General features: G+C 65.7%; 25 protein-coding genes. 11 read left to right on the forward strand and 14 right to left on the reverse strand.

Annotated features, from left to right (window positions below):
- Positions 1-265: 265 nt before the first annotated feature.
- Positions 266-877 carry a protein-methionine-sulfoxide reductase heme-binding subunit MsrQ gene (gene msrQ, locus BW990_RS00005; RefSeq protein WP_076443744.1) on the reverse strand — a complete coding sequence of 204 codons (612 nt, stop codon included), beginning with the start codon at positions 875-877 and terminating at the stop codon, positions 266-268.
- Positions 877-1,782: a protein-methionine-sulfoxide reductase catalytic subunit MsrP gene (gene msrP / locus BW990_RS00010; protein ID WP_076443746.1), complete on the reverse strand. Its 906-nt coding sequence runs from the start codon at positions 1,780-1,782 to the stop codon at positions 877-879. The genes msrQ and msrP overlap by 1 nt, the downstream gene beginning before the upstream one ends.
- A gap of 201 nt (positions 1,783-1,983) precedes the next feature.
- On the opposite strand from msrP, the gene BW990_RS00015 reads away from it, so the two are divergent.
- From BW990_RS00015 to BW990_RS21185, 4 genes are all read left to right on the forward strand, one after another.
- On the forward strand, positions 1,984-2,421 hold the full coding sequence (locus BW990_RS00015) for a DUF302 domain-containing protein (protein WP_076443748.1): 438 nt from the start codon (positions 1,984-1,986) through the stop codon (positions 2,419-2,421).
- Positions 2,422-2,619: 198 nt separating this feature from the next.
- Positions 2,620-3,114 carry a fasciclin domain-containing protein gene (locus BW990_RS00020; RefSeq protein ID WP_076443750.1) on the forward strand — a complete coding sequence of 165 codons (495 nt, stop codon included), beginning with the start codon at positions 2,620-2,622 and terminating at the stop codon, positions 3,112-3,114.
- Between the two features lie 65 nt (positions 3,115-3,179).
- Complete coding sequence (locus tag BW990_RS00025) at positions 3,180-3,671, forward strand: fasciclin domain-containing protein (RefSeq protein WP_076443752.1); 492 nt, start codon at positions 3,180-3,182, stop codon at positions 3,669-3,671.
- A 41-nt stretch (positions 3,672-3,712) separates the two neighbouring features.
- Positions 3,713-3,910 (forward strand): hypothetical protein, encoded by a 198-nt coding sequence (locus BW990_RS21185; RefSeq protein ID WP_143526027.1) that lies wholly within the window; start codon positions 3,713-3,715, stop codon positions 3,908-3,910.
- Between the two features lie 197 nt (positions 3,911-4,107).
- On the opposite strand, the gene clpB is transcribed toward BW990_RS21185, so the two are convergent.
- The gene (gene clpB / locus BW990_RS00030; RefSeq protein ID WP_076443754.1) at positions 4,108-6,723 is read right to left on the reverse strand and encodes an ATP-dependent chaperone ClpB; all 2,616 of its coding nucleotides are present in this window, start codon (positions 6,721-6,723) and stop codon (positions 4,108-4,110) included.
- A gap of 210 nt (positions 6,724-6,933) precedes the next feature.
- On the opposite strand from clpB, the gene pyrF reads away from it, so the two are divergent.
- Both pyrF and BW990_RS00040 read left to right on the forward strand, forming a co-directional pair.
- Positions 6,934-7,623, forward strand: a complete 690-nt coding sequence (pyrF, locus tag BW990_RS00035) for an orotidine-5'-phosphate decarboxylase (RefSeq protein ID WP_076443756.1) — start codon at positions 6,934-6,936, stop codon at positions 7,621-7,623.
- Positions 7,624-7,634: 11 nt separating this feature from the next.
- Positions 7,635-8,021, forward strand: coding sequence for a hypothetical protein (locus BW990_RS00040; RefSeq protein WP_143526028.1), 387 nt, complete (start codon positions 7,635-7,637; stop codon positions 8,019-8,021).
- A gap of 126 nt (positions 8,022-8,147) precedes the next feature.
- On the opposite strand, the gene BW990_RS00045 is transcribed toward BW990_RS00040, so the two are convergent.
- Positions 8,148-8,570, reverse strand: a complete 423-nt coding sequence (locus BW990_RS00045; protein ID WP_076445040.1) for an NUDIX domain-containing protein — start codon at positions 8,568-8,570, stop codon at positions 8,148-8,150.
- Positions 8,571-8,634: 64 nt separating this feature from the next.
- Between BW990_RS00045 and BW990_RS00050 the strand changes: the two genes are divergently transcribed.
- Positions 8,635-9,888 carry a DNA polymerase IV gene (locus BW990_RS00050; RefSeq protein WP_076443760.1) on the forward strand — a complete coding sequence of 418 codons (1,254 nt, stop codon included), beginning with the start codon at positions 8,635-8,637 and terminating at the stop codon, positions 9,886-9,888.
- Positions 9,889-9,899: 11 nt separating this feature from the next.
- Here BW990_RS00050 and BW990_RS00055 read toward each other — a convergent pair whose 3' ends face one another.
- Genes BW990_RS00055 through BW990_RS00075 form a run of 5 tightly spaced genes read right to left on the reverse strand, consistent with a single transcriptional unit; the run spans position 9,900 to position 14,475 of the window.
- Positions 9,900-10,631, reverse strand: a complete 732-nt coding sequence (locus BW990_RS00055; protein WP_076443762.1) for an SDR family NAD(P)-dependent oxidoreductase — start codon at positions 10,629-10,631, stop codon at positions 9,900-9,902.
- A complete protein-coding gene (locus BW990_RS00060; RefSeq protein ID WP_076443764.1) occupies positions 10,628-11,188 on the reverse strand; it encodes a DUF3833 domain-containing protein in 561 nt (186 codons plus the stop codon). The genes BW990_RS00055 and BW990_RS00060 overlap by 4 nt, the downstream gene beginning before the upstream one ends.
- A 4-nt stretch (positions 11,189-11,192) precedes the next feature.
- The gene (locus tag BW990_RS00065) at positions 11,193-12,422 is read right to left on the reverse strand and encodes an MFS transporter (RefSeq protein WP_076443766.1); all 1,230 of its coding nucleotides are present in this window, start codon (positions 12,420-12,422) and stop codon (positions 11,193-11,195) included.
- Positions 12,419-13,183, reverse strand: a complete 765-nt coding sequence (locus BW990_RS00070; RefSeq protein ID WP_076443768.1) for a DUF1365 domain-containing protein — start codon at positions 13,181-13,183, stop codon at positions 12,419-12,421. Before BW990_RS00070 ends, BW990_RS00065 begins: the two co-directional genes overlap by 4 nt.
- Entirely contained in the window at positions 13,180-14,475 is a 1,296-nt protein-coding gene (locus tag BW990_RS00075; RefSeq protein WP_076443770.1) for an NAD(P)/FAD-dependent oxidoreductase, read from the reverse strand. The genes BW990_RS00070 and BW990_RS00075 overlap by 4 nt, the downstream gene beginning before the upstream one ends.
- A 214-nt stretch (positions 14,476-14,689) precedes the next feature.
- Here BW990_RS00075 and BW990_RS00080 point away from each other — a divergent pair, with 214 nt between their 5' ends.
- The 3 genes from BW990_RS00080 (at position 14,690) to BW990_RS00090 (ending at position 16,533) form a co-directional block, all read left to right on the forward strand.
- On the forward strand, positions 14,690-15,253 hold the full coding sequence (locus BW990_RS00080) for a sigma-70 family RNA polymerase sigma factor (RefSeq protein ID WP_076445042.1): 564 nt from the start codon (positions 14,690-14,692) through the stop codon (positions 15,251-15,253).
- Between the two features lie 12 nt (positions 15,254-15,265).
- On the forward strand, positions 15,266-15,907 hold the full coding sequence (locus tag BW990_RS00085; protein WP_076443772.1) for a ChrR family anti-sigma-E factor: 642 nt from the start codon (positions 15,266-15,268) through the stop codon (positions 15,905-15,907).
- Between the two features lie 62 nt (positions 15,908-15,969).
- Positions 15,970-16,533: a GNAT family N-acetyltransferase gene (locus tag BW990_RS00090; protein WP_076443775.1), complete on the forward strand. Its 564-nt coding sequence runs from the start codon at positions 15,970-15,972 to the stop codon at positions 16,531-16,533.
- 160 nt (positions 16,534-16,693) lie between these two features.
- Here the strand turns inward: BW990_RS00090 and lpdA are convergent, their stop codons facing one another.
- The 5 genes from lpdA to mutL form a co-directional block, all read right to left on the reverse strand.
- Positions 16,694-18,436: a dihydrolipoyl dehydrogenase gene (gene lpdA, locus BW990_RS00095; protein ID WP_076443777.1), complete on the reverse strand. Its 1,743-nt coding sequence runs from the start codon at positions 18,434-18,436 to the stop codon at positions 16,694-16,696.
- Positions 18,437-18,454: 18 nt separating this feature from the next.
- Positions 18,455-19,759 (reverse strand): dihydrolipoyllysine-residue acetyltransferase, encoded by a 1,305-nt coding sequence (aceF, locus tag BW990_RS00100; RefSeq protein WP_076443779.1) that lies wholly within the window; start codon positions 19,757-19,759, stop codon positions 18,455-18,457.
- Positions 19,760-19,785: 26 nt separating this feature from the next.
- Positions 19,786-22,440 (reverse strand): pyruvate dehydrogenase (acetyl-transferring), homodimeric type, encoded by a 2,655-nt coding sequence (gene aceE, locus BW990_RS00105; RefSeq protein WP_076443781.1) that lies wholly within the window; start codon positions 22,438-22,440, stop codon positions 19,786-19,788.
- Positions 22,441-22,864: 424 nt separating this feature from the next.
- On the reverse strand, positions 22,865-24,034 hold the full coding sequence (locus tag BW990_RS00110) for a DNA recombination protein RmuC (protein WP_076443783.1): 1,170 nt from the start codon (positions 24,032-24,034) through the stop codon (positions 22,865-22,867).
- Positions 24,031-25,869, reverse strand: coding sequence for a DNA mismatch repair endonuclease MutL (gene mutL, locus BW990_RS00115; RefSeq protein ID WP_076443785.1), 1,839 nt, complete (start codon positions 25,867-25,869; stop codon positions 24,031-24,033). The genes BW990_RS00110 and mutL overlap by 4 nt, the downstream gene beginning before the upstream one ends.
- Before the next feature lie 142 nt (positions 25,870-26,011).
- Between mutL and BW990_RS00120 the strand changes: the two genes are divergently transcribed.
- Positions 26,012-26,908 carry an MBL fold metallo-hydrolase gene (locus tag BW990_RS00120; protein ID WP_076443787.1) on the forward strand — a complete coding sequence of 299 codons (897 nt, stop codon included), beginning with the start codon at positions 26,012-26,014 and terminating at the stop codon, positions 26,906-26,908.
- The last annotated feature ends 5 nt before the right edge of the window (positions 26,909-26,913 follow it).

Consider the following 26,913-nt stretch of genomic DNA (forward strand, 5'->3'; position numbering starts at 1 on the left):
CCTCAGCGCCGCCCCGTCTGGCGTCCCAACCGCGCCTCAGCGCCGCCGGTGAAGGGGCTTCTACGGCTACCAATCAAAACCCGCAAGCGGAAAATCGAAGAAAATCGCATTTTTTCCAGAATCCCCGATTTTTCTGTATTTTCAGCCGGTTGGGGCAAAATTCTTTCGCCGACCCCGCGTCAATACGCAATCTTATTCCCCGAGAATGCGCCCTTTGCCCGCCGTCCCGGAGAAGGTCTGCGAGGATCGTACCAGGACGGTGCGATCAGGCCCGATTCAGCCGCGGAATCGCCCGCCAATCGAGTCGCATCAGCAGCAGAACGGCGATCACCGCGAGATAGATCAGCGGTTCGAGCTGGAATCCCTTGCGCAGCATCACGAAGTGAAGCCCGCCAAGAAGTGCGGCGGCATAGACCAGCTTGTGCAATTGCCGCCAGCGCGGCCCCAGCTTGCGCACCGACCAATTGTTCGAGGTCAGCGCCAGCGGCACCAGCATGAGGAACCCCGCCATGCCCACGGTGATGTAGGGCCGCTTCAGGATATCGGCCCAGATCTGGCTCAGGATCTGCACGTCGAGCACCAACCAGACCAGAAGGTGCAGCGTGAGGTAGAAGAAGGCGAGAAGCCCGATCGCCCGGCGGAACCGCATCAGGTTCACCCCGAGACGCCGCCGCAGCGGCGTGATGCAGAGCCCGGCGATGAGGAATTGCAGGGCGATCTCGCCGTATTCGTGTTCCAGCGCCTCGATCGGTTCGACGCCGAGGCCGCCCGTGAGGCCGAGATAGAAGAGATAGGGCGCGGGCAGCGCGCAGATCAGGTAGACCGCCCAGACCGGCAGCCGTCGCGCCCATCCGTTCAGGCGGTCCACCGGATTCATCAGAAGTTCACCGACAGGTCCATGCCCTCGTAGAGCGCGGCGACCTCGTCTTCGTAGCCGTTGAACATGAGCGTGGGCTTGCGCTTCGAAAACAGACCGCCCCCGATCTCGCGTTCGGTCGCTTGGCTCCAGCGGGGATGATCCACGTCGGGATTCACGTTGGAATAGAACCCGTATTCACGCGGATTGGCCTTGTTCCAGCTCGTGGGCGGCTCGTCTTCGGTGAGCGTGATGCGCACGATCGACTTGATCGACTTGAAGCCGTACTTCCACGGCACCACCAGGCGCAGCGGCGCGCCGTTCTGGTTGGGGATCGGCCGGCCATAGATGCCGGTGGCCATCAGCGTCAGCGGATGCCGCGCCTCGTCGAGGCGCAGGCCTTCCACATAGGGCCAGTCCAGGACCGACCGCGCGACACCCGGCATTTCGGAGGGACGCAACAGGGTTTCGAAGGCCACGTAGCGCGCGCCGTCCTGCACCCCGGCCATGTCCAGAAGATCGGCCAGCTCGAACCCGTTCCACGGCACGACCATCGACCACGCCTCGACGCAGCGGAAGCGGTAGATGCGCTCTTCGATGGTCATCTCCGACATGATGTCCTGAAACGCGTACTCGCCCGGGCGGTCCACGAGACCGTCGATGGTCACCGACCAGGGCTCGGTCGTCAGCTGATCCGCGTAGCGTGCCGGATCGTCCTTGCCGGTGCCGAACTCATAATAGTTGTTGTAGCTGGTGATCTCTTCCCAGGAATTGGGCTCGAGCGCATCCTGCGCGCGCGCGTTTCCCGGAAGGCCCCCCAACATGGTGCCCGCGGCAAGGCCGGCGATGATCTGGCGGCGGTTGAGGAACATCCGCTCGGGCGTCGCGTCCGCCCGTGTCATGTCATTTGTCCAGCGATGGGCCATGGCGTTTCCGCTCTCCTTGTCTGCGTTGCTTCCTAGGTAGGCGCATCGCCGGGCAGGACCAAATGAAGGCGCGTCAAATGTCCGTGGCTTTTTGTAACGAACCGCGATCCATGCCGCGGCGATTCATCAAAGATTGCCGCGGCGCCGCGGCGGGTGCATAAAGAAGATGCAGCGGGATGACCGCGCAGCAGGAGCATGCCCATGCGGCTGACGACCATCGCGTTCACGGTGCTGGGTGGAATGGCCCAGGCGAACGACATCATCTCCTACGAGACGGCGCAAAGCTTCGACGATGTGGTGTTCGGGCTGGAAAACGCGATCCTCGGACAGGGGCTTGTGGTCGACAGCGTCCATTCGGTCGGCGACATGCTGGAACGGACCCGCACGGATGTCGGCTCCGACGTGGTCATCTACCGCAATGCGCAGGTCTTCTCGTTCTGCTCGGCCATCGTGTCGCGCAAGATGATGGAGGCCGACCCCCTCAATATCGCCTATTGTCCCTACGACATCTTCGTCATGGTGACCGATGACCGCTCGGACGTGACCACGATCGGGTTTCAGCGCTTCCCCGAGGGGCCGATGAAGGAGGTCGAGGACCTTCTGGATTACATCGCGCGCACCGCCATCGGCTTGGACTGACGGCCGCGCGCCTTTCCGCCGATAACGAAATTATCAGTCGGAAAATCAAGCTCTTCGCGCTTAGGCCGCGCTGCGTTCCGGTCAAGCGCGGGTTTTCGCCTGTTCGCGTTAACGTTAGGTGAATTGCGCCGCGCGCGCCCTCTTATCTCGGTCAGGTGCGCAGAATGTGCATCCGAAATCGAACCCTAGGAGAGCTTGATGCTTCGCAGAACCTATCTTGCCCTGACCCTTGCCGCCGCAGCCAGCGCGACGACCGCCTTCGCTGCCGAGCATGCCGAGAAGATGACCATCCTCGAGACCGCGACCGAGGCAGGCAGCTTCACAACGCTCGCCGCTGCCATCGACGCGGCCGGCCTGACCGAGACGCTGGAAGGCGAAGGTCCGTTCACCGTCTTCGCGCCCACCGACGACGCCTTCGCGGCGCTGCCCGAGGGCACGGTCGAAACCCTGCTGATGGAGGAGAACCTCGATCAGCTGACCGCGATCCTGACCTACCACGTGGTCCCGGGCGCCGTGATGTCGGGCGATCTGTCCGACGGCATGGAAGCCGAGACCGTCCAGGGCGGCACCGTCGAGATCTCGATCGATGGCGGCACCGTCATGGTCGACGGCGCGACCGTCACCACCGCGGACATCGAGGCGTCGAACGGCGTCATCCATGTCATCGACCAGGTGATCATGCCCGACATGTAAGCCGGAGCGGGGCGCGGGATGTCCGCGCCCCATTCTTTTGTATCTGACCTGAAGGGAGAAACTCGATGAACCGCCGTAGCTTGATGACCCTCGCCGCCGCCACCGGATTGACCGCATTGGCCGCCTGTTCACCCATGGCCACGACGAGCCAGCCCGATATCGTCGGCGTGCTGTCCACGAACGACCAGTTCTCCACGCTTGTCGCCGCCGTGACGGCCGCGGACCTCGTGGAGACGTTGCAGGGCGACGGTCCGTTCACCGTCTTCGCCCCCACCGACACCGCCTTCGCCAAGCTGCCCGCAGGCACCGTCGAGACGCTTCTGCTGCCGGAGAACCGCGACACGCTCGTGTCGATCCTGACCTATCACGTGGTGCCGGGCGCGGTGACCTCGGATCAGCTGGCCGGTCAGACCCTGTCGGTCGCGACCGTGGAAGGCAGCAATGTCGATATCGACGGCACCCATGGCGTCCGGGTCGACGGAGCCACGGTCACGCAGGCCGATATCATGGCGTCGAACGGCGTGATCCACCGCATCGACTCCGTCCTGATGCCCTGAACGCAGGCGCCCCGCCTTGCAGGTTCCGCCCCGCGGCTCAGATGATCGCGCGCGATACGCCGAAGACGAGCGTCGCGCAGGCGGCCACGCACAGAAGGATCACCGGCAGCCGATTCATCCAGGGTGTCGGTGACGCGCAGATGCTGCAATGGCTCGTGTTGAAGCGCAGACGGTGTTCGCATGTCGAACAGCGGAAGTATCTTCGGGACATGAGACAATTCTCGGAATGGCTGAAATGAAATGGTCGTGCACTCGGGACTATGCGTCCGAGCCTAGCCGATTCTCGTGGAACCGCTGACTCCATTCCTGTGCCACTCCGACGCTATTTACGACTCTTTCCGCCACGCCGTGCCGAAACGCTTAATCCGGCAGCGGAATCAAAACGCCCCGCGGGAAAATGTCCCACGGGGCGCGTTCTCTGTCCGTCTTGCCGGGCTTAGTGGACCACGGCGTCGTCCGGACGGGGCCGGTTCGACGCGGCGACCTTGTCCCCGATGATCAGACCGTCGACCCCGGCGCTGACCGGGATCGTGGTCCCGTCGGGGATATCCCCCGCAAGCAGCATCTCCGCGAGCGGGTCCTGCAAGGTGCGCTGGATCACACGCTTAAGCGGACGGGCCCCGAAGACCGGATCGTAACCCTCTTCGGCGAGCCAGGTCTTGGCCGCATCGTCCAGCTCGAGCCCGATCTTCCGGCTCGCGAGCCGCTTCATCAGCCGCGACAGCTGGATCTCGACGATCCCGGCCATGTCCTCGCGCTTGAGACGGTCGAAGATGATCGTCTCGTCGAGGCGGTTCAGGAATTCCGGCCGGAAATGCGCCCGGACCGCATCCATCACGTCCTGCTTGGCCTTGCCGCTATCGGCACCGTCGGGCATCTGGCTCAACGCCTGGCTGCCGAGGTTCGAGGTCAGCACGATCAGCGTCTGCTTGAAGTCCACGGTGCGGCCCTGACCGTCGGTCAGAACGCCGTCATCGAGCACCTGCAAGAGCACGTTGAACACGTCCGGATGGGCCTTCTCGACCTCGTCGAACAGCACCACCTGGTAGGGGCGCCGCCGCACGGCTTCGGTCAGAACGCCGCCCTCGTCGTAGCCCACATAGCCCGGAGGCGCGCCGATCAGACGGGCGACCGCGTGCTTCTCCATGAACTCCGACATGTCGATGCGCACCATCGCGTTGTCGTCGTCGAAGAGGAACTCCGCGACAGCCTTCGTGAGCTCGGTCTTGCCGACGCCGGTGGGGCCGAGGAACAGGAACGATCCGAGCGGACGGTTCTCGTCGTTGAGCCCTGCGCGCGCCCGGCGTACCGCGTTGGCCACGGCATGCACCGCCTGGTTCTGGCCGATGACCCGCTTGTGCAGGCCGTCTTCCATGCGCAGGAGCTTCTCGCGCTCGCCTTCCAGCATCTTAGAGGTCGGGATGCCGGTCCAGCGCTCGACCACCTGGGCGATCTGCTCAGGCCGCACGGCCTCTTCGACCATGACGTCCTCTTCCGCGCCCTCGGCCTCGGCGAGTTCCTTCTCGAGCCCGGGGATCACCCCGTAGGACAGCTCTCCGGCCTTTGCCAGATCACCGTTCCGCTTGGCGATCTCCAGATCCGCGCGGGCGCGGTCCAGCTGCTCTTTCAGCTCGCGGGATTTCGACAGCTTGTCGCGCTCGGACTGCCATTTGGCGGTCAATTCAGAGGAACGCTCCTGCAGGTCGGCGAGGTCCTTCTCGAGCTTGGCCAGCCGATCCTTGGAGGCCGCGTCGTCCTCTTTCTTCAGCGCTTCCTGCTCGATCTGAAGCTGCAGGATCTGCCGGTCGAGCTGGTCGAGCTCTTCGGGCTTGCTGTCCACCGCCATGCGCAGACGCGACGCCGCCTCGTCCATCAGGTCGATGGCCTTGTCGGGCAGGAACCGGTCGGTGATGTAGCGATGCGACAGCTGCGCGGCGGCAACCAGCGCGGAATCGGTGATCCGGACGCCGTGATGCAGTTCGTACTTTTCCTTGATGCCCCGCAGGATCGATACGGTGTCTTCCTCGGTCGGCTCCTGCACCATGAGCGGCTGGAACCGGCGGGCAAGGGCCGCATCCTTTTCCACGTGCTTGCGGTATTCGTCGAGCGTGGTGGCACCGATACAGTGCAACTCACCCCGGGCCAGCGCCGGTTTCAAGAGGTTCGACGCATCCATCGCGCCGTCCGCCTTCCCGGCACCCACAAGCGTGTGCATCTCGTCGATGAAGAGGATGATTTCACCGGCCGCAGCCTCGATCTCCTTGAGGATGGCTTTCAGCCGCTCCTCGAACTCGCCGCGATATTTCGCACCGGCGATGAGCGCGCCCATGTCGAGCGCCATCAGCCGCTTGTTGCGCAAGGATTCCGGCACGTCGCCATCGACGATGCGCAGGGCCAAGCCCTCGGCGATGGCCGTCTTGCCGACGCCCGGCTCACCGATCAGGACCGGGTTGTTCTTGGTGCGGCGCGACAGGATCTGCATGGCGCGGCGAATCTCCTCGTCGCGGCCGATGATCGGGTCGATCTTGCCCTGCTCGGCGCGTTCGGTCAGATCGAGCGCGTATTTCTTCAGCGCGTCGTAGCCTTCCTCGGCGTTGGCGCTGTCGGCTGTCCGGCCCTTGCGGATGTCGTTGATCGCCGCGTTGAGCGATTGCGCCGACACTGCGCCCGCATCGAGCGCGTCCTTGGCAGGGCTTTTCACCATGGCGAGCGCGGTCAGCATGCGCTCGACCGGCACGAAGCTGTCGCCGGCCTTGGTGGCGAGCTTCTCGGCCTCGTCCAGAACCCGGCCCGTGGCGGAATCGAGAAAGACCTGCCCGGCATCGCCCGACACCTTGGGCAATTTGCCCATGGCCAGATCGAGCGCCTGGCGCACGCGCTCCGGCGCGCCCCCGGCACGGGTGATCAGGTTGGATGCGAGGCCCTGGTCGTCATCCAGCAGGGCTTTCAGCAAATGTTCGGGGGTAATGCGCTGATGGCTTTCGCGCATCGCGATGGTCTGCGCAGCTTGAATGAACCCTCGTGCGCGTTCCGTGAACTTCTCCAAGTTCATGGGATCTCTCCTTTTTGCAAGCGCCCCATCCAATGCGGTGCCCGACAGGCGGCACACCTTTTCGCGGAGCCTCTGGTCAAGAAATGGGGGCACATTTTCGTGATGCAAGAATGCAACATCCGTTTTTTCACCGCCCGTCGCGCGCGGCGGTGGATCTTGGCCCGGACTGGGGGTAGGCCCGTCTGAAACGCCCAGAGGAGTGTGCGCCCCATGTCCGATGACCGCCTGATCGTCGCCCTCGACGTCGCCGATGCCCTGACGGGTCTGAAACTGGCCGAGGCCATCGGCCCGCAGGTCGGTTTCTACAAGATCGGGCTCGGCATGCTCACCGGCGGCGGGCTGGCGCTCGCCAACGAGCTGAAGCAGGAGCACGGCAAGCGCATCTTCCTCGACATGAAGCTCTTCGATATCGGCCAGACGGTGGAGAACGCGGTGCGCGGGCTCGCGCAGTTCGATATCGACTTCCTGACCGTGCATGGCGACCCGCATGTGGTGCGCGCCGCGATGGAGGGCGCGTCCGGGACCGACACGAAGATCCTTGCGGTGACGATCCTCACCTCGCTCGACCGCGCCGATCTCGACGATTGCATGATGCAGGCCGGCACGCTGGCAGACATGGTCGAGGAACGGGCGGGCCGCGCGCTCGAGGCCGGGGCGGACGGCGTCATCGCCTCGCCGCAGGAAGCCGCCCGCATCCGCGCGCTGCCCGGTGCCCTTGACCGCCTGATCGTGACCCCGGGCGTGCGTCCCGCCGGGGCCGCGCTTGGCGATCAGAAACGGGTGGCGACGCCCGCGCATGCCATCGAAAGCGGCGCCGATCATATCGTCGTCGGCCGCCCCGTCTGGCAGGCGAGCGATCCGCGCGGCGCGGCCCGGGAAATCCTCGCCGAGCTGCCCTGACCTGCGACCTTTTGAATCACGGCGAAACTTATCCACAAGCCCCGCGTTGTTTGTGCAAGCAACAAAGCGAGGCAGAAATGCAGTCGACTCGAACCGAACTCGGACCGGTCCGCTACAACGCCGCCGAAGAAGCCTTCGAAGCGGTCGTGATCTTCAACACCGAACATGGCGAAATCCGTCGTCCGGCGCATTATCCCGCGCCCCTTACCGCGCCTGAAGCGCTGGTCCGTCGCGGCCTTCTGGCCAATGCCGCACTGGCCGATGCCGGGGATAACGGGCTGAAATCGGTCCTGCTTGAGGCGGCCGGTCCGGCCTCCGCGACGCGCGCCGGACCGGCGACGGACCTATTCGAAAAAACGAAGGACTTTTTTGCATTCGTGCGGAACAAGGCCGCCTGATCGGCGTTACGTCCATGTTCCCTTGGAGGTCACTTCCCTGTCCCTCGACCTCCTCCCGCCGGGACCGAGCCTTCCCCTCGGTCCCGGCATTTTCATGTCCGCCTCTGGCGGCCCGGGGCTTTCCACTCACACCTTCTTTTCGCTGGGCAGCCCCAGCATCCGCGCGACCACCTGCCGGAAATGCGGGATGGCCTCGTCCGAGGTCACGAAGGTCTCCGGTGCCATCAGCATCAGCGCCTGACCTTCAAGCCCCTTGCGCAGATCCGCCCGGCGCTCAGCGGGCAGGGCCACCCGGAAGAACCACGCGACGCCGCGCCCGTCCTGCCGCGCCATGGCCCCGCTGATCTCGTCATCCTGCAGCGACAGCCCCGTTTCCTCCGCGGTTTCGCGCAGCGCACAGGCGCGCGGCGTCTCGCTGCCCTGCCGCGCGCCGCCGGGCAGGTCGAGCATGCCGGCAAATTCGAGCCCCGGCGTCGCATCGCGGCGCAACACCACGAGGTCCGCCCCGAGGGTCAGGACCAGCTTTGCGCCATGAAACGCATCTTCCATGTTGATCCCCCGCGCCGCGCTGCACATGTTCACCAGCATACATCCATTCGTCCGTGGATCGACCATGCCCGCCCTCTGCCGCGATTGCCTCACCCCGTTCGACACCGAACCGCGCTGCCCGTCCTGTCGGTCGCGGCGCGTCGTGCGGCATGACGAGCTGTGGGATCTGTCCATCGCGCATATGGATTGCGACGCCTTCTACGCCTCCGTCGAAAAGCGCGACAATCCCGCGCTTGGCGACAAGCCCGTCATCATCGGCGGCGGGCGGCGCGGGGTGGTGTCGACCGCGTGTTACGTGGCGCGGATCAAGGGCGTGCGCTCGGCCATGCCGATGTTCCAGGCGCTGAAGCTCTGCCCCGACGCGGTCATCATCAAGCCGCGCATGCAGCTCTACGCGGAGATCAGCCGCGCGATCCGCGACATGATGGAGGCGCTGACCCCCGCGGTGGAGCCATTATCGCTGGACGAGGCCTTCCTCGATTTGTCGGGCACCGCGAAACTCCATGGCCATCCGCCCGCAGTCATGCTGTCGGGGCTGGTCAAGCGGATGCGCGACGAGCTGGGGATCACCGGCTCCATCGGGCTGTCGCATAACAAGTTCCTCGCCAAGGTCGCCTCCGATCTCGACAAGCCCTTCGGCTTTGCAGTGATCGGCAAGGGCGAAACGCAGGCGTTCCTGCGCGAAAAGCCCGTGCGCATGATCTGGGGCGTGGGGGCCGCGACGCAAAGCGCGCTCGACCGCGCGGGCATCCGGACCTTCGACGACCTGCTGCGCTGGGAGTTGCGCGACCTGACCGCGCGCTTCGGGTCGATGGGCACGCGGCTCTACCATCTCGCCCGGGGCGAGGATGCCCGCCGCGTCTCCTCCCGCAACCCGGTGAAGTCGATCTCGAACGAGACCACGTTTCACGAGGACACTGCCGATCCCGACATCCTCGACGGGCATCTCTGGCGCATGGCCGAGAAGGTCGCCGACCGCGCCAAGGCCAAGGATCTTGCCGGTCGGGTCGTCGTGCTGAAGCTGAAGACGGCGAAGTTTTCGCTGATCACGCGGCGGCATGCCCTGCGCGACCCGACCCAGATCGCCGACCGCATCTATCGCGAGGCCCGCGCGCTTTTCGACCAGCTCGACCAGAGAGAGGCGTATCGCCTGCTGGGCGTCGGTCTGTCGGATCTCTGTTCCGCGGATGAGGCCGACCGCGCGCCCGATCTTCTCGATCCCGATGCCGCGCGTCGCAGCGAAGCCGAACGCGCCACGGACCGCATCCGCGCGCGGTTTGGGCCGGATGCGATCCTGAAAGGACGCGCGCTGCGCTGACGCGGCGCGGGTTACGAGAAGATGCGGTAGTAGAGCCCGTCGGGAAGAACCTGACCGATCTTGAACACCCAGGCGAAGGGGTTCGGGAAGGCGCGCGAGAAGCCGTCGGAATTCATGTGGTCGAACATGATCCGCGCGGCCTTCTCGGGCTCCATGATCTGCGGCATGTTGAAGTCGTTCTTCTCGGTCAGCCGCGTCTTCACGAAGCCGGGCGACAGAAGCTGCACCTGCACCCCGGTCTTGCGCAGGTCGGCATGCAGGCACTCGGCCAGCGACATGACCGCGGATTTCGAGGAGGTATAGGCGAAGGAGCCCGGCAAGCCGCGATAGCCCGTGAGCGAGCCGACCAGCACGATATGCCCGTGATCGCGTTCGACCATGCGCGGCACGACATGCCCGAGGAAGCGCATCGCGCCGATATAGTTGACCTCGCCCATCGCGACGGCCTTTTCGGTGTCCCATTCCTTGGCGCCGAAGGGCCAGTAGACGCCGGCGCAGAAGACGATGCCGTCGACGTCGCCGACGGTGGCGACCGCGTCGGCGCAGGACTCCTCCTTGGTGATGTCGAGGGTGACCACCTCCGCATGGCCGGGCAATTCATCCGCCAGTTCCCGCAGCGCGTCACCGTCGCGGGCGGACAGAACAAGCTTGGCGCCCACCCGGCTCAGTTGATGCGCGAGCGCAGACCCGAGGCCCGCGCTTGCGCCGACGATCCAGTAGCGCTTGCCGCTCCATTCCTTCACGAGGCCTCCTTTCGGCGCATGGTCGCGACAAGCTCGGCGACCTTGATGCCGTATTTGCGGAATTGACTGCGATTGATGATGGTGCCGTTCGGCGTGAGGTACATCCAGTCGACGACATCGAGGACATGACCCCCGGCATCCTCGGCCAGCCGGATGCGGTAACTCAGCCGCATCGACGCGCCGGTCTGCTGGCCGCGGCCATCCCCGACGATGTCGTCGGCGCGGGCGATGACGCTGCCATCGTCGTTCAGCGTCAGATGCCAGGCCCGTTCCTGCGTCTCGCCGCTGTCATAGACGAAGGATTCGCTCATCACTCCCTGATCGCCGTCCCAGTCGGTGCTGAAATCGGCCACGAACCGGGACACGACGCGCCCGAGCGGCCCATAGATGATCCCTTCGCAGACCATGGGTCCGTTGAGATGCGTCTTCAGATCGAAAACCGGGCTCTTGCTGTCGTAATCTTCCGGCTTCTGGCCGACGAACGCGTATCGGCGCCGCACAAGCCATACGACCGCGAGGGATACGACAACACCGCCAAAGAAGGACAGAAACGACATGTCCTCACTCTTCCAATCGGGTCGCCCAGAGCAGTGCCAGGGCGATCAGTTTCAGGATACACGGCACCAACGCATAGAGCAGGCTCAGGGTCCAAAGCGCTTGTGCAGAATTTTCTTTCCCAGTCTCGAAGCCAACGGCTCCCAACAGGGGAAGTAGGGCGACCGCCGCAAAAGCCAGCGTGAATTTCTGCGCGAAGGACCAGAGAGAGAAGCCTTCGGAGGCGTTGGGCGCGATCCGCTCCATCCGCTGCGAGAAGATCGCGGGCAGCAAGGTGAGGTCCGCCCCGAGCGTGGCGCCGGACGCGAGACAGATCATTGCGAAGGCAAACGTGTCGCCCTCGCGCAGCGTCAGCGCGAAGGAAAAGGCGATGATCGCGGCGACCATCGCGCCCATCAGCGTGCGTTTCGGCCCGACCCGTTCGGCCAGTCGCGACCAGAACGGTGCGGACCCGGCAGCGGCGAGGAAGAACAGCAGCAAGAGCGGCCCTTCCCAGCCCGGCGCCTGCAACCGGCTTTCCACGAAGAACAGGAACAGCGTCGAGGTGACCGCGACCGGCGCGGCATTGGCGAGCGCCACGAGCAGCAGTTTCCGGGTGATGCTGTCGCGCAGAATGACGCCGAAGCCCTGGCTCTGCACCGCGATGCCGCCGCGCCATTCCTGCCGCATGAGGAAGACCGCGACGAGGCAGAGCGCCGCGAAGACGAGCGAGAAGGCGGCAAATTCCGGCAGGCCCAGCGCCGCGAAGGCGGTGGGCAGCACCGAGGCCACGCAGATGCCCAGCAGCCCACCGGTCTCGCGCCATCGGGCGAGGCGCAGATGCCCCCGCTCGCCCAGATCGCCGGCCTTGGCGACCCCGCGCGCATAGAAGGTGATGGTTAGGAACGAAAAGGCCGAGAAGACCATCGTCAGCGTGATCGCGAACCACAGCCCCGGTGCGACGGGCGGTGCCACGGCGAAGAGGCCGATCATGCCCGACCCCATCACCACCGCCGCCGTCGCCACCGCGAGACCGCGCACATCCCGCAGCTTTTCCGTGAGCCAGCCAAAGGTCGGGTCCTGCACCAGGTCGAGCAGCCGCAGCGCGAAGAGGATCGTGCCCAGCGCCCCGAGGCTCACGGCGTAATTGTCGGCGTAGAACTTGGGCGCGTGGATGTAGATCGGCAGACCCGCCGCCGAAAGAATGCCCGCAAAGACCGCATAGCCCGGAAGGTTGAGCGCCCGGGACCCGCTCAACGGGACACCTCGGACGTGGGCGGCTCGGGCCGCGGACGATAGCGCGCGCCCTTCCACCAGAGCTTCAGCGCCTGCCAGTGGATCAGCGCCAGCACCCGGCGCGACCCGAAGGGCCGCCGCGCCAGCGCGCACAGCGCCGAGCCCGTGGTCATCGGCTTGCGCGGTCCGGTCAGCGTCGCGATCACCCCGTTTTCGCCGCCATCCATGTCGAAATCGATCCAGATGCCGATGCGGTCGTCGCGGATATCGAAGCGGAAGACATAGCCGCCACCGATGGGCTGGAACGGCGAGACGTGGAAGATTTTCGTGGCGGTCAGCCGGTCGGACGGACCGATCGGCCCGCCGTCGGACCGCGCCGCGAGGTAGGAATGCCGGTCACCGAAGGTGTTCGTGACCTCGGCGATCACCGCGACGAGGGCGCCGTCCTTGTCATGGGCGAGCCAGAAACTCACCGGGTTGAAGACATGCCCGAGGATGCGCGGCTGCGCCAAGAGCTCGAGCCGCCCTTCTGCCCGGACCTGGTATTGATCGAGCACCTCGCGGGCCCATAGCGCGCCGCGCCCGGCGCCCGGTGGCCCGCCATGATCGCGGTCCTGCACCGACAGGACATTGCCGCGATTGCGCGAGAAGAGCCGCGGTCCGCGCACCGGCGCCTCCGCATCGAGGCAGACATAGTCGATAGAGTAGCGGAAGTCGTTCTTCACCGCGCCCTTCCGCCCGTGCCAGGTATGGCCCTCGATATGATCGACGACGTGGGTCACGCGGCGCTCGGCACCGCGGTCTTGCCGAGGATGCCCTCGGCCACGTCGAGTCCCGACGACAGGCCGTCCTCGTGGAAGCCGTTCTTCATCCATGCGCCGCAGAACCAGGTGGCATTGTCTCCGTTCATCGCCGCGACCCGGCCCTGGGCCTCGAGTGCTGCCAGGTCGTAGACCGGGTGGCGCAGGACCGTCTCGTCCCAGATCAGCTCCTCGCGGATGGGGCGCGTCGAGTTGAGCGTGACGAAGCACAGATCGTCCATGGGAATGGGCTGAAGCGAGTTCATCCAATAGGTCAGGTCGATAGTGTTGAAGGCGCGCGGCGTGTCCTCGATGTAGTTCCACGACGACCAGACCTTGCGCGATTTCGGCATGATCCCGGTATCGCCATGCAGCACGACCGTGTTCGGCTGATAGCCGATGGCGCCCAGCGCCGATTGCTCCGCCGGCGTCGGATCGGCCAGAAGCCGCAGCGTGTCGTCGGAATGCGTGGCGAAGACGACCTCGTCGAAGCTTTCCCACTCGGCGCCGTGCAGCTTGACCTCGGCGCCCCTTTCGGTCCGGCGCACGGCGTCCACCGGTGTGCCGAGGCGCATCTCGACGCCCTGCACCCGCAGAGCCGCCTCGAACCGGCGCACATATTCGATGGAGCCACCATCGACCGTGTACCATTGGTGCTGGCCATAGGCGTTCAGCAGTGCGTGGTTCTCGAAGAACTGCACCAGCGCATGGGCTGGAAAATCGAGGATCTTGTCCGTCGGCGTGGACCAGATCGCTCCCGACAGGGGCAGGAGGTAGTAATCGCGGAACCACGGCCCGACACCCAGATCCTGCAGGAAATCCCCGAGGCTCTGCGTGCGGTCCTGCGCCGAGGACAGCGCCTTCGCGTTGAAGCGGAAGATGTCGCGCACCATGCGCAGAAAGCGCGGATTGGCGACGTTGCGCCGCTGCGCGAAGAGCGCCCCCAGCGAGGCCAGCCCATATTCCAGCCGCCCGCCCGACAGCGAGGCGCCGAAGCTCATGTCGGATTTCACCACCGGCACGTCGAGCCGGTCGAACACGCGGGCCAGATTTGGGTAATTGGCGTAGTTGAACACGATGAAACCGGTATCCACGGGCTGGTCGCCCCGCTTGCCGCCCATCTTGGTCCGCGCATGTCCGCCGAGACGCGGCTCCGCCTCGATCAGGGTGACGCGGTGCACATCCGCCAGGGCATGCGCGGCGCCAAGACCGGAGATTCCGGCGCCGATGACGGCGACGCGTTTGGGCGCGGATGGGCGCGATTCGAATGGCATACGGAACTTCTCCGGTTATTGACGTCTTCGTACTGATACGCGGGAGGGGCGCAGACGGATGAAAAAGTCCCAGATCACGGACAAGACTGATCCGCCAGAGACCCCGGCGCGTAAGAGAAGTATGTTGCATGATGCAAACGTCGAGCCTGCGGTCCCCGACACCGCTTTGGACACTCTGCCCGGCCTCCGCGCCGGTCGCCGGCCGGGTGCCGCGATGAGCCGCGCCGCGCGCTCCGGCGGGGACGGGCCGGTGGCCGACTGGGTGGCCGAGATGGTGCTGATCCGGCGCGACCGCTGCGAGGCCTCCTTCGCGGCGCTCTTTCGGCACTTCGCCCCACGTCTCAAGGCCTTCCTGATGCGCTCGGGGCTCGATCCCGCGCTCTCCGAAGAGGTCGTGCAGGACGTGATGCAGACGGTGTGGCGCAAGGCCGACCAGTTCGACCCGACGCGGGCCAGCGTGTCGACCTGGATCTACACCATCGCCCGCAACCGGCGCATCGACGTGCTGCGCCGCCATGCCAGGCCGGAGCCCGAGGATTTGCCCTGGGGCCCGGCGGAAGAACCCGACCAGGCCGAGGTGATCGGCCTGCAACAGGAAAGCGAGACCTTGCGCGCCGCGCTGAAGACCCTGCCCGACAAGCAACGCGTTCTGGTGGAGAAGGCCTATTTCGGCGATCTCAGCCATTCCGAGATCGCCGCCGAGACCGGCCTGCCGCTCGGCACGATCAAGTCCCGCATCCGCCTCGCGTTCGAGCGGCTCCGCCGCGCCCTGGATTGAGAAAGACCGACGATGATCCGCCACCATTTCCCCGATGACACGCTGATGGCCTATGCGGCGGGACAGCTGCCCGAGGCCTTTTCGCTCGCCGTCGCGGTGCACCTGTCGCTCTGCGACCGCTGCCGCGCCACGGCGGAGAGCTACGATGCCCTGGGCGGGGCGCTTCTCGAGGACAGCGAGGCCGTCGCGGTCTCCGACGACCTTCTCGCGCGGACCGTTGCGGGCCTCGATGCGCAGTCCGAACCATCCGCAGACAGGCCCGCACCCGATCCGGTCCTGCCGCGCCCACTGCAGGATTATGTGGGCGGGCGGCTTGCGGATGTGAAATGGCGCAGCGTCGGGTTCGGGGTCAGGCAGGCGATCCTGCCGATGACCGACCGCTCCGCCACCGCGCGGCTTCTCTACATTCCGGCCGGAACCGCCGTGCCCGATCACTCCCATCACGGCACCGAGGTGACGCTTGTCCTGCAGGGGTCCTTCACCGATGCGGACGGCACCTTCGCCCGCGGTGACGTGGAGGTGGCGACCGACGAGACCGACCACCGCCCGGTGGCGGATATCTCGCAGGATTGCATCTGCCTCGCCGTCACCGATGCACCCTTGCGGTTCAAGGGATGGCTGCCCCGGATCGCCCAACCCTTCCTGCGGATCTGACCGTCCCCTTGCCGCAATGAGGCGGATGCGGCAGGCTCCCCCGTTCACCAAGGGGGTCCGGAATGCTCGTCACCGATCGGCTTATCCTGCGCGCCTTCGAGCCGCGCGACCGCGACGCCTTCGTCGCGCTGAACAGCGATCCGCAGGTCATGCATTTCTTCGGGCGCCCCTACAGCGCGCAGGAATCCTTGGCGCAGCTGTCGGATTTCGCCCAGGCGCAGGCCCGCCGAGGATACGCCTTCTCGGCGGTGGAGCGGCGGTCCGATCACCGGGTCATCGGCATGTGCGGCCTGTCCCGCGTCGATGCCGGGCTGCCCTGCGCTCCGGCCACCGAAATCGGCTGGCGCCTCCGGCCCGAGGCTTGGGGCCATGGCTACGCGACCGAGGCCGCGCGCGCCTGGCTCGCCCATGGCTTCGACGCCTTGGGCCTGCCCGAGATCGTCGCCTTCGCCCCGAAGATCAACGTGCCCTCCCGGCGGGTCATGGCGCGGATCGGCATGCGGCACGATCCCGACGAGGACTTCCTCCACCCCGACATCGCGCGGGATTCGGAACTGAACCCGATGGTGCTCTGCCGGATCGACAAGGCGCGCTGGCGGGCCTTGAAGGAACCACACGACACGTAGCGCCACCCCCCTTGCGCTTGCCTCTTTCAAAAATACCGCCGGGGGTGAATGCGCGGGGCACCCGCGCAGAGGGGGCAGCGCCCCCTGAAACGGCAAAAGCGCGCCCGAAGGCGCGCTTTTGGTCATCCTGCCGCGGCGCCTTGGCGCCGCGACATCCGGATCACTTCTTTTTCTTCTTGGGCGGGATCAGGTCGGTGATCGTGCCCTCGAACATCTCGGCGGCGAAGTTCACCGTCTCCGACAGGGTCGGGTGCGGGTGGATGGTGTGACCGAGATCCACCGCATCCGCGCCCATCTCGATGGCCAGCGCCACTTCCGAGATCAGATCGCCCGCATTGGTGCCGACGATGGCCCCGCCGATCACCCGGTCGTCCTCGGGATCGAAGATCAGCTTGGTTATGCCCTCGGAACGTCCGTTCGACAGCGCGCGCCCGGATGCGGCCCAGGGGAAGACCCCCTTCTCGATCTTCATGCCACGCGCCTTGGCCTCGTTCTCGGTCACGCCGCACCAGGCCACTTCCGGATCGGTATAGGCCACCGACGGGATGACACGCGCGTCGAAGGCCCGCTTCTCTCCCGAGGCCACCTCTGCCGCGACCTTGCCCTCATGCACCGCCTTGTGCGCCAGCATGGGCTGGCCCACCACATCGCCGATGGCGAAGATATGCGGCACATTGGTGCGCTGCTGGTGATCGACCTCGATGAAGCCGCGATCGGTGACCTTCACGCCGGCCTGGTGGGCGGCGATCTTGGCCCCGTTCGGCGTCCGACCCACGGAGACGAGCATCTTGTCGAAGACCTCCGTCGAGGTCTCGCCCTTCTCGTCCTCGAAGGTCACTTTCAGACCCTGCTTCTGCGCCTCGACCGCGGTCACCTTGGTCTTGAGCTTGATCGCCGCGAGACGCCCCTCCATCCGCTTGTGCAAGGGCTTCACGATGTCCTTGTCGGCGCCGGGCAGGATCTGGTCCATCATCTCGACCACCGTCACGTCCGCGCCCAGCGCGTCGTAGACCGTGGCCATCTCGAAGCCGATGATACCGCCACCAAGGACGATCATCTTCTTCGGGATCGGATTGAGTTCCAGCGCGCCGGTGCTGTCCACCACCCGCTCGTCGTCATGCGGAATGAAGGGCAGCTTCACCGGCTCGGATCCCGCCGCGATGATGCATTGATCGAAGGTGACGGTCTTCTTGCCCTCCTCGGTCTCCACCGCGATGGAATTGGCACCGGTGAAGGTGCCGTAGCCGTTGACCACGGTGACCTTGCGCTGTTTGGCCATACCGGCGAGACCGCCCGTGAGCTTGCCCACGACGCCGTTCTTCCATTCGCGCAGATCGTCCGCGTTCACCTTGGGCTTGCCGAAGGTGATGCCGTGCTCCGACATCTCCTCGGTCTCGGTGATGACCTTCGAGGCATGCAGAAGCGCCTTCGAGGGGATACAGCCCACGTTGAGGCAGACGCCGCCCAGCGTGTCGTATTTCTCGATCAGGATCACCTTCTTGCCGAGATCGGCGGCGCGGAACGCCGCCGTGTAGCCGCCGGGGCCGGAGCCCAGCACGACCACCTCGCCGTGAAAGTCGCCCGAGCCCGACGCGGTGCCCGCCGCCGCCTTGGGCGCGGGCGTGTCGTCGGCTTTCGGGGCCTCTTCCTTTTTCGGGGCCTCGGACGCGCCTTCCGCGGCCTCAAGGATGACGATCACGTCGCCCTCGGAGACCTTGTCGCCTTCGGAGACTCTGATCTCGGTCACCTTGCCCGCACCCGATGAGGGCACTTCCATGGTGGCCTTGTCGCTCTCCAGCTCGATCAGCGGGTCTTCCTCGGCCACCGTGTCGCCCACGCTCACCAGAACGCTGACGACGGGCACGTCAGTAAAATCACCAATATCGGGGACTTTGATTTCCATGTCTTCCGTCCCTTTCCGTTACAGCATGATCCGGCGCGGATCGGCCAGAAGATACTTCAGATGCGCCGCGAACCGCGCAGCGAGCGCGCCGTCGATGGCCCGGTGATCGTAGCTGAGGCTCATCGGCAGGATGTTGCGCGGTACGAATTCCTCGCCGTTCCAGACGGGTTTCATGGCCGAGCGGGTGAGGCCCAGGATGGCCACTTCCGGCGCGTTGACGATGGGCGTGAACGAGGTTCCGCCGATGCCGCCGAGCGAGGAGATGGTGAAGGTCGCGCCCTGCATCTGGTCGCCCTTCAGCTTGCCGTCGCGGGCGGCGGCGCTGAGCTCCATCAGGTCCTTGGAGATATCGACGATCCCCTTGCGGTCAGCCTCCTTGATGACCGGCACCATCAGGCCGTTCGGCGTGTCCGCGGCAAAGCCGATATTGTAGAAGTCCTTCTTGATCAGCTTGTCGCCATCGGGATGGATCGACGAGTTGAACTCCCAGTGCTTCTTGAGCGCCGAGACCGACGCCTTGACCAGGAAGGACAGCAGCGTGACGCGGTAGCCCTCTTCCTTGGCCTGGGTGTCGAGTTCCTTGCGGTACTTGTCGAGGTCGGTGATATCCGCGTCCTCGTTATGGGTGACATGCGGGATGTTGAGCCAGGAGCGGTGCAGCGCGGGGCCGCTGAGCTTCTTGATGCGGCTCATCTCGACATTCTCGACGGGGCCGAACTTGGAGAAGTCCACCGTCGGGATCGGCGGGATGCCCATGCCGCCCTGCGCGCCACCGGTGGCCGCCGCGGCGCCTGCGGACTGACCCTTGAGCGCCTTTTCCACGTCCTCGCGCAGGATACGGCCCTTGCGGCCCGTGCCGTTCACCTTGTTGAGATCCACATCGACCCGGCGCGCATAGGCCCGGACCGACGGCGAGGCATGGACCTTGCCGAAGCCCGCATCCGTCACCGCGCCCGAGCTCTGACCGGTCTGGGCGGGCTGCGACGCCTGCGCGGGTTCGGATTTCGGCGCTTCCTTCGGGGCCTCCTCCTTGGTCTCTTTCGAGCCCGCATCGTCGCTGCCACCGCCGCTGTCGCCGCCCGACGCGCCGCTTTCCTCGATGATCAGGATCAGATCGCCTTCGGACACGGTATCGCCTTCGGAGACCTTGATCTCCTTGACGGTGCCCGCATGCGACGAGGGGACCTCCATCGTCGCCTTGTCGCTCTCCAGTTCGATCAGCGGGTCTTCCTCGGCGATGGTGTCGCCGACACTCACGAGAACGCTGACCACGGGCACATCGGTGAAATCGCCGATATCGGGAACTTTTACTTCGGTTGTCATATCGTCTGTCTCCTCAAATCCGCGGTTCAGCTCAGGCGCGGGTTCGGCTTGCCGCCGTCGATTTTGTACTTGTCCAGGGCTTTTTGCAGGTCCTTCTCGGTGACCGCGCCTTCACGATAGAGATCGGTCATGGCCGCCGCGGCGATGTGGTTCGCATCCACTTCGAAGAAGCGGCGCAGATTCTCGCGGCTGTCGGACCGGCCGAAACCGTCCGTGCCCAGAACCGTGTAGCGCTGCGGCACGAAGGCCCGGATCTGTTCGGCGTAGTTCTTCATGTAGTCGGTGGCCGCGATCACCGGACCCTTCGCGTTCTCGAGCAGCTGGGTCGCGTAGGGCACCTTCTGCTCGGTCAGCGGGTTCAGGCGGTTGTGGCGCAGGCAATCCTGCCCGTCGCGCGCCAGCTCGTTGAACGAGGTGGCCGACCAGATATCCGAGGTCACGCCGAAATCGTCCTTGAGCATCTCGGCCGCCTGGATCGCCTGAACGAGGATCGTGCCGGAGCCCATCAGGTTGACGTGCTTCTTGCCGGGCTTGGCGGTCTTCTTCATCCGGTAGAGGCCCCTGATGATGCCGTCCTCGGCACCGGTGGGCATCTCGGGATGGGTGTAGTTCTCGTTCATCAGGGTGATGTAGAAATAGACGTCATCCTGATCGACGAACATCCGCTGCAGGCCGTGCTGCACGATCACCGCCACTTCGTAGCTGAAGGTCGGGTCGTAGCTGATGCAGTTCGGGATGGTCCCGGCGAGGATGTGGCTGTGCCCGTCCTCGTGCTGCAGACCTTCGCCGTTCAGCGTCGTGCGGCCCGCGGTGCCGCCCAGCATGAAGCCCCGCGCGCGGCTGTCGCCCGCGGCCCAGGCGAAGTCTCCGATCCGCTGGAAGCCGAACATCGAGTAGAAGATGTAGAACGGGATCATCGGCACGCCGTGCGTCGAATAGGACGTGGCCGCCGCGATCCAGTCGCACATGGAGCCCGCTTCGTTGATGCCTTCCTGGAGGACCTGACCGTCGATGGCCTCTTTGTAGTACATCATCTGCTCGCGGTCCTCGGGCATGTAGTTCTGACCGAGCGGGTTGTAGATCCCCACCGACCGGAACAGGCCCTCCATGCCGAAGGTGCGGCTTTCGTCCGGCACGATGGGCACGACGTGCTTGCCGATCTGCTTGTCGCGCAGCAGCGTCGTCAGGATCCGCACGAAGGCCATGGTCGAGGAAATCTCGCGGTCCCCGGTCGATTCGAGCTGGCCCTTGAACTTCTCGAGCGACGGAATCTCGAGCTTCGGCGCCTGGGTGTTGCGCTTGGGGAACTCGCCGCCCAGTTCCTGCCGGCGTTCGGAGAGATAGGCCTTCTGCGCGTTGTTCAGGGTGACGAAGGGCACCTTCTCGAGGTCCTTGTCGTCCACCGGGATCTGGAACCGGTCGCGCATCTGCTTGAGCTGGTCGACCTGCATCTTCTTGGACTGGTGGGCGATGTTGAGGCCTTCGCCCGCCGAACCCATGCCGTAGCCCTTCACGGTCTTCACCAGGATACAGGTCGGCTGACCCTCGGTGTGGCTGGCGCGGTGATAGGCGTTGTAGACCTTCTTGATGTCGTGGCCGCCGCGGCGCAGGGCCCAGATCTCGTCGTCGGTCCAGTCCTTCACCAGCTCCGCGGTTTCGGGATACTTGCCGAAGAAATGCTCGCGGATATAGGCGCCGTTCTTCGACTTGAAGGTCTGGTAGTCGCCGTCGATGGTCTCGTCCATCAGCTGGCGCAGCTTGCCGGAGGTGTCACGCTCCAGAAGCTCGTCCCAGCCGCGGCCCCAGAGCAGCTTGATCACGTCCCAGCCGGAGCCACGGAAGGCGCCTTCAAGCTCCTGGACGATCTTGGCGTTGCCGCGCACCGGGCCATCGAGGCGCTGCAGGTTGCAGTTCACCACGAAGATCAGGTTGTCGAGGCCTTCGCGCGCGGCAAGGTTGATTGCGCCGAGGCTTTCGGGCTCGTCCATCTCGCCGTCGCCGAGGAAGGCCCAGACCTTGCGGTCCGACTTCTCGATCAGGCCGCGGTTCTCCATGTATTTCATGAAGCGCGCCTGGTAGATCGCCATCATCGGGCCAAGGCCCATCGAGACGGTGGGGAACTGCCAGTATTCCGGCATCAGCCAGGGATGCGGGTAGGAGGACAGGCCCTTGCCGTCGACCTCGTGGCGGAAGGTGGCGAGGTCCTCTTCGGACAGCCGCCCCTCCATGAAGGAGCGGGCATAGATGCCGGGCACCACGTGGCCCTGGAAGAAGACCAGGTCGCCGCCATGCATGGTCGATTTCGAGCGCCAGAAATGGTTCAGACCCACGTCGTAGAGCGCCGCCGAAGAGGCGAAGGACGCGATATGCCCGCCGATGCCGTCGGTCGACTTGTTGGCGCGCACCACCGTCGCCATCGCGTTCCAGCGGTTGATCGTGCGGATGCGCCATTCCATCTCCATGTCGCCCGGCAGGTCGATCTCGTCATCGGGCTGGATGGTGTTCTGGTAGGGCGTCGTCGACGAAAACGGCAATTGCGCGCCGGCGGCGCGGGCCTGCTGCACCGCCTTGTCGAGGAGGTAATGCGCCCGGTCCGGGCCGTCGCGCAGAATGACGTCTTCTATGGCTTCCTGCCATTCCTGCGATTCGACTGGATCGATGTCGTTCGGAGTGTCTTTCATTGGGCCTCTCCCTTGGCTCTTCGCGGCGCGGCGCCGCGTCATTCTGGTGCGGCCGTTTCCGGCCGCGACGCGCTATGTCAGCGCTGCTGACGTGAAATGTCCCCCCTGCGGTACCATCGCAGGAGCGTCATGTTTACCCTCGGGCATGCAGTCTTGGTATGCGCAAAGTGCATGGCTGGGGCGTGAAATGTCATGGCTGTGGCGGTCAGGGCAGCCGCGACGGGTAGCGCGGCGCGTGGCGTTCCGGTCGTGTTTGTGCCTCATCCAACCCCCTTTTTTGCGGGACACATGAATGCGTCCCGAATGGGCAACTTGGCGGTCGCGGGCTTTTCCGTCTGTCACGCCGAGTCGCTTCCAGTGCGTTAAGGCAGCACAGAGGCGGACCCGAGTGCAACCACTTCCGCAGAAAGCGACATTTAGCGGCTTATTTCGACGTTTCCAGCGCGAGGCCCGAGGCGGCGGGCGCTTCCTGCAGTTCCTCGAAGTCGAAATTGTCGAGGCGCTGCGCCCGGCGCCCGGCCTTGTCGGCGCTGATCTTGATCTCGGCGATGTCCTTCGAGGCCTGCCCGAAATGCCGGTCGAGGTTCTCGACCCGGCTGCCCAGGCGGTCGACATCGGCATAAAGCAGCGACAATTCGCGCCGGATGGCGCCGGCCTGTTCGCGCATCCGGGCGTCCTTCAGGATCGCGCGCATGGTGTTCAGCGTGGCCATGCAGGTCGTGGGCGAGACGATCCAGACCCGCGCCGCGAAGCCTTCGCGCACCACTTCGGGGAAATTGGCGTGCAGTTCCGCATAGACCGCCTCGGAGGGCAGGAACAGGATCGCGCCGTCGGCGGTCTCGCCCTCAAGGATGTAGCGGTCCGAGATGTCGCGGATATGCTTGCGCACCGCCAGCCGCAGCGCCTGGGCCGCGCGGTTGAGCTGATCCTGCGTCTCGGCGCGGCGCAGCGCCTCGTAGGCCTCGAGCGGGAACTTCGAGTCGATCGCGATGGGGCCCGGCGGGTTCGGCAGGTGCACGAGACAGTCGGCGCGTTTGCCGTTCGAAAGCGTCGCCTGCAGCGTGTAACTGTCGCTCGGCAGCGCCTTGGAGACGATGTCGGTGAGCTGGATCTCTCCGAAGGCGCCGCGGGTCTGCTTGTTCGACAGGATGTCCTGCAGCGACAGCACATCGCCCGAAAGCTTGGTGATATTGGCCTGCGCCTTGTCGATGGCGGCCAGCCGTTCCTGCAATTCGCCCAGCGACCGCGCGGTCCGCGTCGCGGTGCCCGACAGGCTCTCGCCCATCTTGCCCTGCACCTCGGCGAGCCGCTTTTCCATCAGCTCCAGCATGGCGGTCTGGCTCTTGGCCTGCGCCTCGGAGACGTGGTGCAGACCGCCCGCCAGCCGCTCCTGTCCGTCCGAGAGCGATTGCACCCGCGCAGCCACGTGGCCCAGATCGCGCGCCAGGGGCTCCACCGACCGCGCGGTGCGCCCCGCGGCCCGCACTGCCGCGACGAGAAGGGCGAGGATCGCCAGCACGAGGAGCACCGCCACCAGAGCGGCGATCAGGCGCGGATCATCGAGGGCATAGGCGGTTCCGGAAATCTCGATCATGTGCGGCCAAACAATCGTTCGATGTCGGAGAGCTTGAGTTCCACATAGGTGGGCCGCCCGTGGTTGCACTGGCCCGAATGCGGCGTCGCCTCCATCTCGCGCAGCAGGGCGTTCATCTCCTCGGCGCGCATCCGGCGGCCCGACCGGATCGAGCCGTGACAGGCCACGCGGCTGAGGATCGCCTCGATCTTCTCCTGCACGCGGGCGACCCCGCCGCCGTCGGACAATTCGTCCAGCACGTCGCGGATCAGGGCCTGGGCATTGACCTCGCCCAGGATGGCGGGGGTTTCGCGCACGGCGATGGCCGAACCGCCGAAGGGCTCGACCGTCAGGCCGATGCGCGACAGATCCTCCGCGGCCTCCAGCAGAAGCGCGCAATCCGAGGCCGAGAGGTCGACCACTTCGGGGATCAGCAAGGACTGCGCGGCGACGCCCCGCTCGGCCATCTGGCGCTTCAGCGTCTCGTAGACCAGTCGCTCATGCGCAGCGTGCTGATCGACGATGACCATGCCGTCGGCGGTCTGGGCGATGATGTAATTCTCGTGCACCTGGCCGCGTGCGGCGCCGAGCGGCAGGGCCTCGGGAGGGCCATGCATCTCCTCGGTCTCGGGCGAGACCTCTTCGACGCGGCCCGACCAGACCGTCTCCATCTCGGCGAAGCCGGGCGCCTGCGCCGCATGGGCGGCCCGCAGCGCGCGCGGGCCCGGTCGGTCCATCTGGTAGATACGCGGCGACCCCGTGGGTTCGGGACGCATCGCTCCGAGCGTCGCCTCCGCCACGGTCGAGGAGGCGCGATGCCCGGCCTCGGCCAGCGCATGTTTCAGCCCCGAGACGACAAGGCTGCGGACGAGGCCCGGATCGCGGAACCGGACCTCGGATTTCGCGGGATGCACGTTCACATCGACCTTGCGCGGGTCGCAATCGATGAACAGCGCCACCGCGGGATGCCGGTCGCGGCTCAGGAAATCCGCATAGGCCCCGCGCAGCGCACCGATCAGCAGCCGGTCCTTCACCGGACGGCCATTGACGAAGAAATGCTGCGCCACCGCCGCGCCGCGGGAATAGGTCGGCAGGGCGGCGAGGCCGGTCATGACGATGCCCTCGCGCTCCGCCTCGATGCGGATCGCGTTGTCGGTGAAGTCGCGGCCCATGATCTGGGTGAGTCGCCCGGTCAGCGCCTCGAACAGATCGCCCGTTTCGGGATCGGCGCGGAAGGTCACGCGCCCCTCGCCACCGCCGGTGACATCGCGCAGGGTGAAGCCGATGGACGGCTCGGCCATGGCCAGGCGGCGCAGAACCTCGGACACGGCCTGCATCTCGGCCCGATCGCTGCGCAGGAACTTGAGCCGCGCGGGTGTCGCGAAGAACAGGTCGCGCAGGGTGATGACGGTGCCGCGCTGGAGCGCCGCGGGCCGGACCGGCGCGGCGGCACCGCCCGCCACGGCGATCTCCGCGCCGTCGTGACCCTCGGCACGGCTCTGGATCGTCAGCCGCCCCACCGCACCGAGGGACGGCAGCGCCTCGCCGCGGAACCCGAAGGACTGGATATCCAGAAGATCGCTGCCGTCGATCTTCGAGGTGGCATGCCGCGACAGCGCCAGCGGCAGGTCCTCGGGCGTCATGCCGCAGCCGTCGTCGGTCACCCGGATCAGCGTCTTGCCGCCATCGGCCACGTCGACCGAGATGCGCCGCGCACCGGCATCAATGGCGTTCTCCACCAGCTCCTTCACCGCCGAGGCGGGTCGTTCCACCACCTCGCCCGCCGCGATCCGGTTGATGGCCGCATCATCCAGCTGTCGGATTTGTGGGCGGATATTGGGGCTGTACGTATTCATACCGCGATATCTAGCATGGCCGGCGCCGATTCTGAAACGGGGTTTCGCAGGCCGCCGCCAAGTTTTCCGGCTATCTCGCGCCCGGCCCTTGTCCCGCAATCATATTCCATTATGTGAATGCGAAATGGAAAAGAGGCCCACCATGTTCACACGCACATCGCCCTCCAATGGTCCCGGCAGCCCGCGCGTCGACGGGTTCCACGACCAAGCCACAGGCTCCATCATGTACGTGGTCAGCGACCCCGAAACGGGCCAGGCCGCGCTGATCGACGTGGTTCGCGACTTCGACACCAACGCCGCGCGGCTGTCCTCCGAAAGCGCGGACGAGGTCCTCGATTTCGTCGCCCGCGAAGGCTTCGAGGTCGCGTGGATCCTCGATACCCACCCGCATGCGGATCACGTCATGGCGCAGGCCTACCTGAAGGAGAAGCTGGGCGCGCGCACGGGCATCGGCGCGAAGGTCCGCGAGATCGCGGCGCTCTGGCGCGGCATCTATCACCTGCCCGATGCCCTCGATCCGGACCGGGACTTCGATCACCTCTTCGCCGATGGCGACAGCTTCAGGGTCGGCAATCTCGATGTGCGGGTGATGCTGTCGCCGGGCCACACGCTGGGCTCGATCACCTATCTGGTGGGCGATGCGGCCTTCGTGCACGACACATTCATGCATGTCGATTCGGGCACAACGCGCGCCGATTTCCCCGGCGGCTCCTCGGCCGAGCTATACGCCTCGCTGATGGCAATTCTCGATCTTCCGGACCAAACGCGCCTGTTCGTGGGCCACGATTACCCGCCCGTCGGCGACCGCGAAGACCCCGCATGGGAGGCCAGCGTGGCCGAGCACCGCGCCCGCAACACGCATATCGGCGGCGGCGTGTCCGAGGCCGAATTCCGCGCGCTTCGCGATGCCCGCGACGCGACGCTCAGTCTGCCGTCGCAGATGCTCTATGCCTTGCAGATGAACCTGCGCGGTGGAAGGCTGCCTCCGCAGGAGGCGGATGGGCACAGCTATTTCAAGATTCCCGCCAACAAGTTCTGAAGGAG

The sequence above is a fragment of the Roseivivax lentus genome, assembly GCF_900156805.1.
Classification (GTDB): domain Bacteria; phylum Pseudomonadota; class Alphaproteobacteria; order Rhodobacterales; family Rhodobacteraceae; genus Roseivivax; species Roseivivax lentus.

Excerpts from the sequence above, each read along its gene's own strand:
- msrQ (WP_076443744.1), bottom strand. The coding sequence starts at position 877 with ATGAATCCGGTGGACCGCCTGAACGGATGGGCGCGACGGCTGCCGGTC.
- msrP (WP_076443746.1), bottom strand. The coding sequence starts at position 1,782 with ATGGCCCATCGCTGGACAAATGACATGACACGGGCGGACGCGACGCCC.
- BW990_RS00015 (WP_076443748.1), top strand. The coding sequence starts at position 1,984 with ATGCGGCTGACGACCATCGCGTTCACGGTGCTGGGTGGAATGGCCCAG.
- BW990_RS00020 (WP_076443750.1), top strand. The coding sequence starts at position 2,620 with ATGCTTCGCAGAACCTATCTTGCCCTGACCCTTGCCGCCGCAGCCAGC.
- BW990_RS00025 (WP_076443752.1), top strand. The coding sequence starts at position 3,180 with ATGAACCGCCGTAGCTTGATGACCCTCGCCGCCGCCACCGGATTGACC.
- BW990_RS21185 (WP_143526027.1), top strand. The coding sequence starts at position 3,713 with ATGATCGCGCGCGATACGCCGAAGACGAGCGTCGCGCAGGCGGCCACG.
- clpB (WP_076443754.1), bottom strand. The coding sequence starts at position 6,723 with ATGAACTTGGAGAAGTTCACGGAACGCGCACGAGGGTTCATTCAAGCT.
- pyrF (WP_076443756.1), top strand. The coding sequence starts at position 6,934 with ATGTCCGATGACCGCCTGATCGTCGCCCTCGACGTCGCCGATGCCCTG.
- BW990_RS00045 (WP_076445040.1), bottom strand. The coding sequence starts at position 8,570 with ATGGAAGATGCGTTTCATGGCGCAAAGCTGGTCCTGACCCTCGGGGCG.
- BW990_RS00050 (WP_076443760.1), top strand. The coding sequence starts at position 8,635 with ATGCCCGCCCTCTGCCGCGATTGCCTCACCCCGTTCGACACCGAACCG.
- BW990_RS00060 (WP_076443764.1), bottom strand. The coding sequence starts at position 11,188 with ATGTCGTTTCTGTCCTTCTTTGGCGGTGTTGTCGTATCCCTCGCGGTC.
- BW990_RS00075 (WP_076443770.1), bottom strand. The coding sequence starts at position 14,475 with ATGCCATTCGAATCGCGCCCATCCGCGCCCAAACGCGTCGCCGTCATC.
- BW990_RS00080 (WP_076445042.1), top strand. The coding sequence starts at position 14,690 with ATGAGCCGCGCCGCGCGCTCCGGCGGGGACGGGCCGGTGGCCGACTGG.
- BW990_RS00085 (WP_076443772.1), top strand. The coding sequence starts at position 15,266 with ATGATCCGCCACCATTTCCCCGATGACACGCTGATGGCCTATGCGGCG.
- BW990_RS00090 (WP_076443775.1), top strand. The coding sequence starts at position 15,970 with ATGCTCGTCACCGATCGGCTTATCCTGCGCGCCTTCGAGCCGCGCGAC.
- lpdA (WP_076443777.1), bottom strand. The coding sequence starts at position 18,436 with ATGGAAATCAAAGTCCCCGATATTGGTGATTTTACTGACGTGCCCGTC.
- aceF (WP_076443779.1), bottom strand. The coding sequence starts at position 19,759 with ATGACAACCGAAGTAAAAGTTCCCGATATCGGCGATTTCACCGATGTG.
- aceE (WP_076443781.1), bottom strand. The coding sequence starts at position 22,440 with ATGAAAGACACTCCGAACGACATCGATCCAGTCGAATCGCAGGAATGG.
- BW990_RS00110 (WP_076443783.1), bottom strand. The coding sequence starts at position 24,034 with ATGATCGAGATTTCCGGAACCGCCTATGCCCTCGATGATCCGCGCCTG.
- mutL (WP_076443785.1), bottom strand. The coding sequence starts at position 25,869 with ATGAATACGTACAGCCCCAATATCCGCCCACAAATCCGACAGCTGGAT.
- BW990_RS00120 (WP_076443787.1), top strand. The coding sequence starts at position 26,012 with ATGTTCACACGCACATCGCCCTCCAATGGTCCCGGCAGCCCGCGCGTC.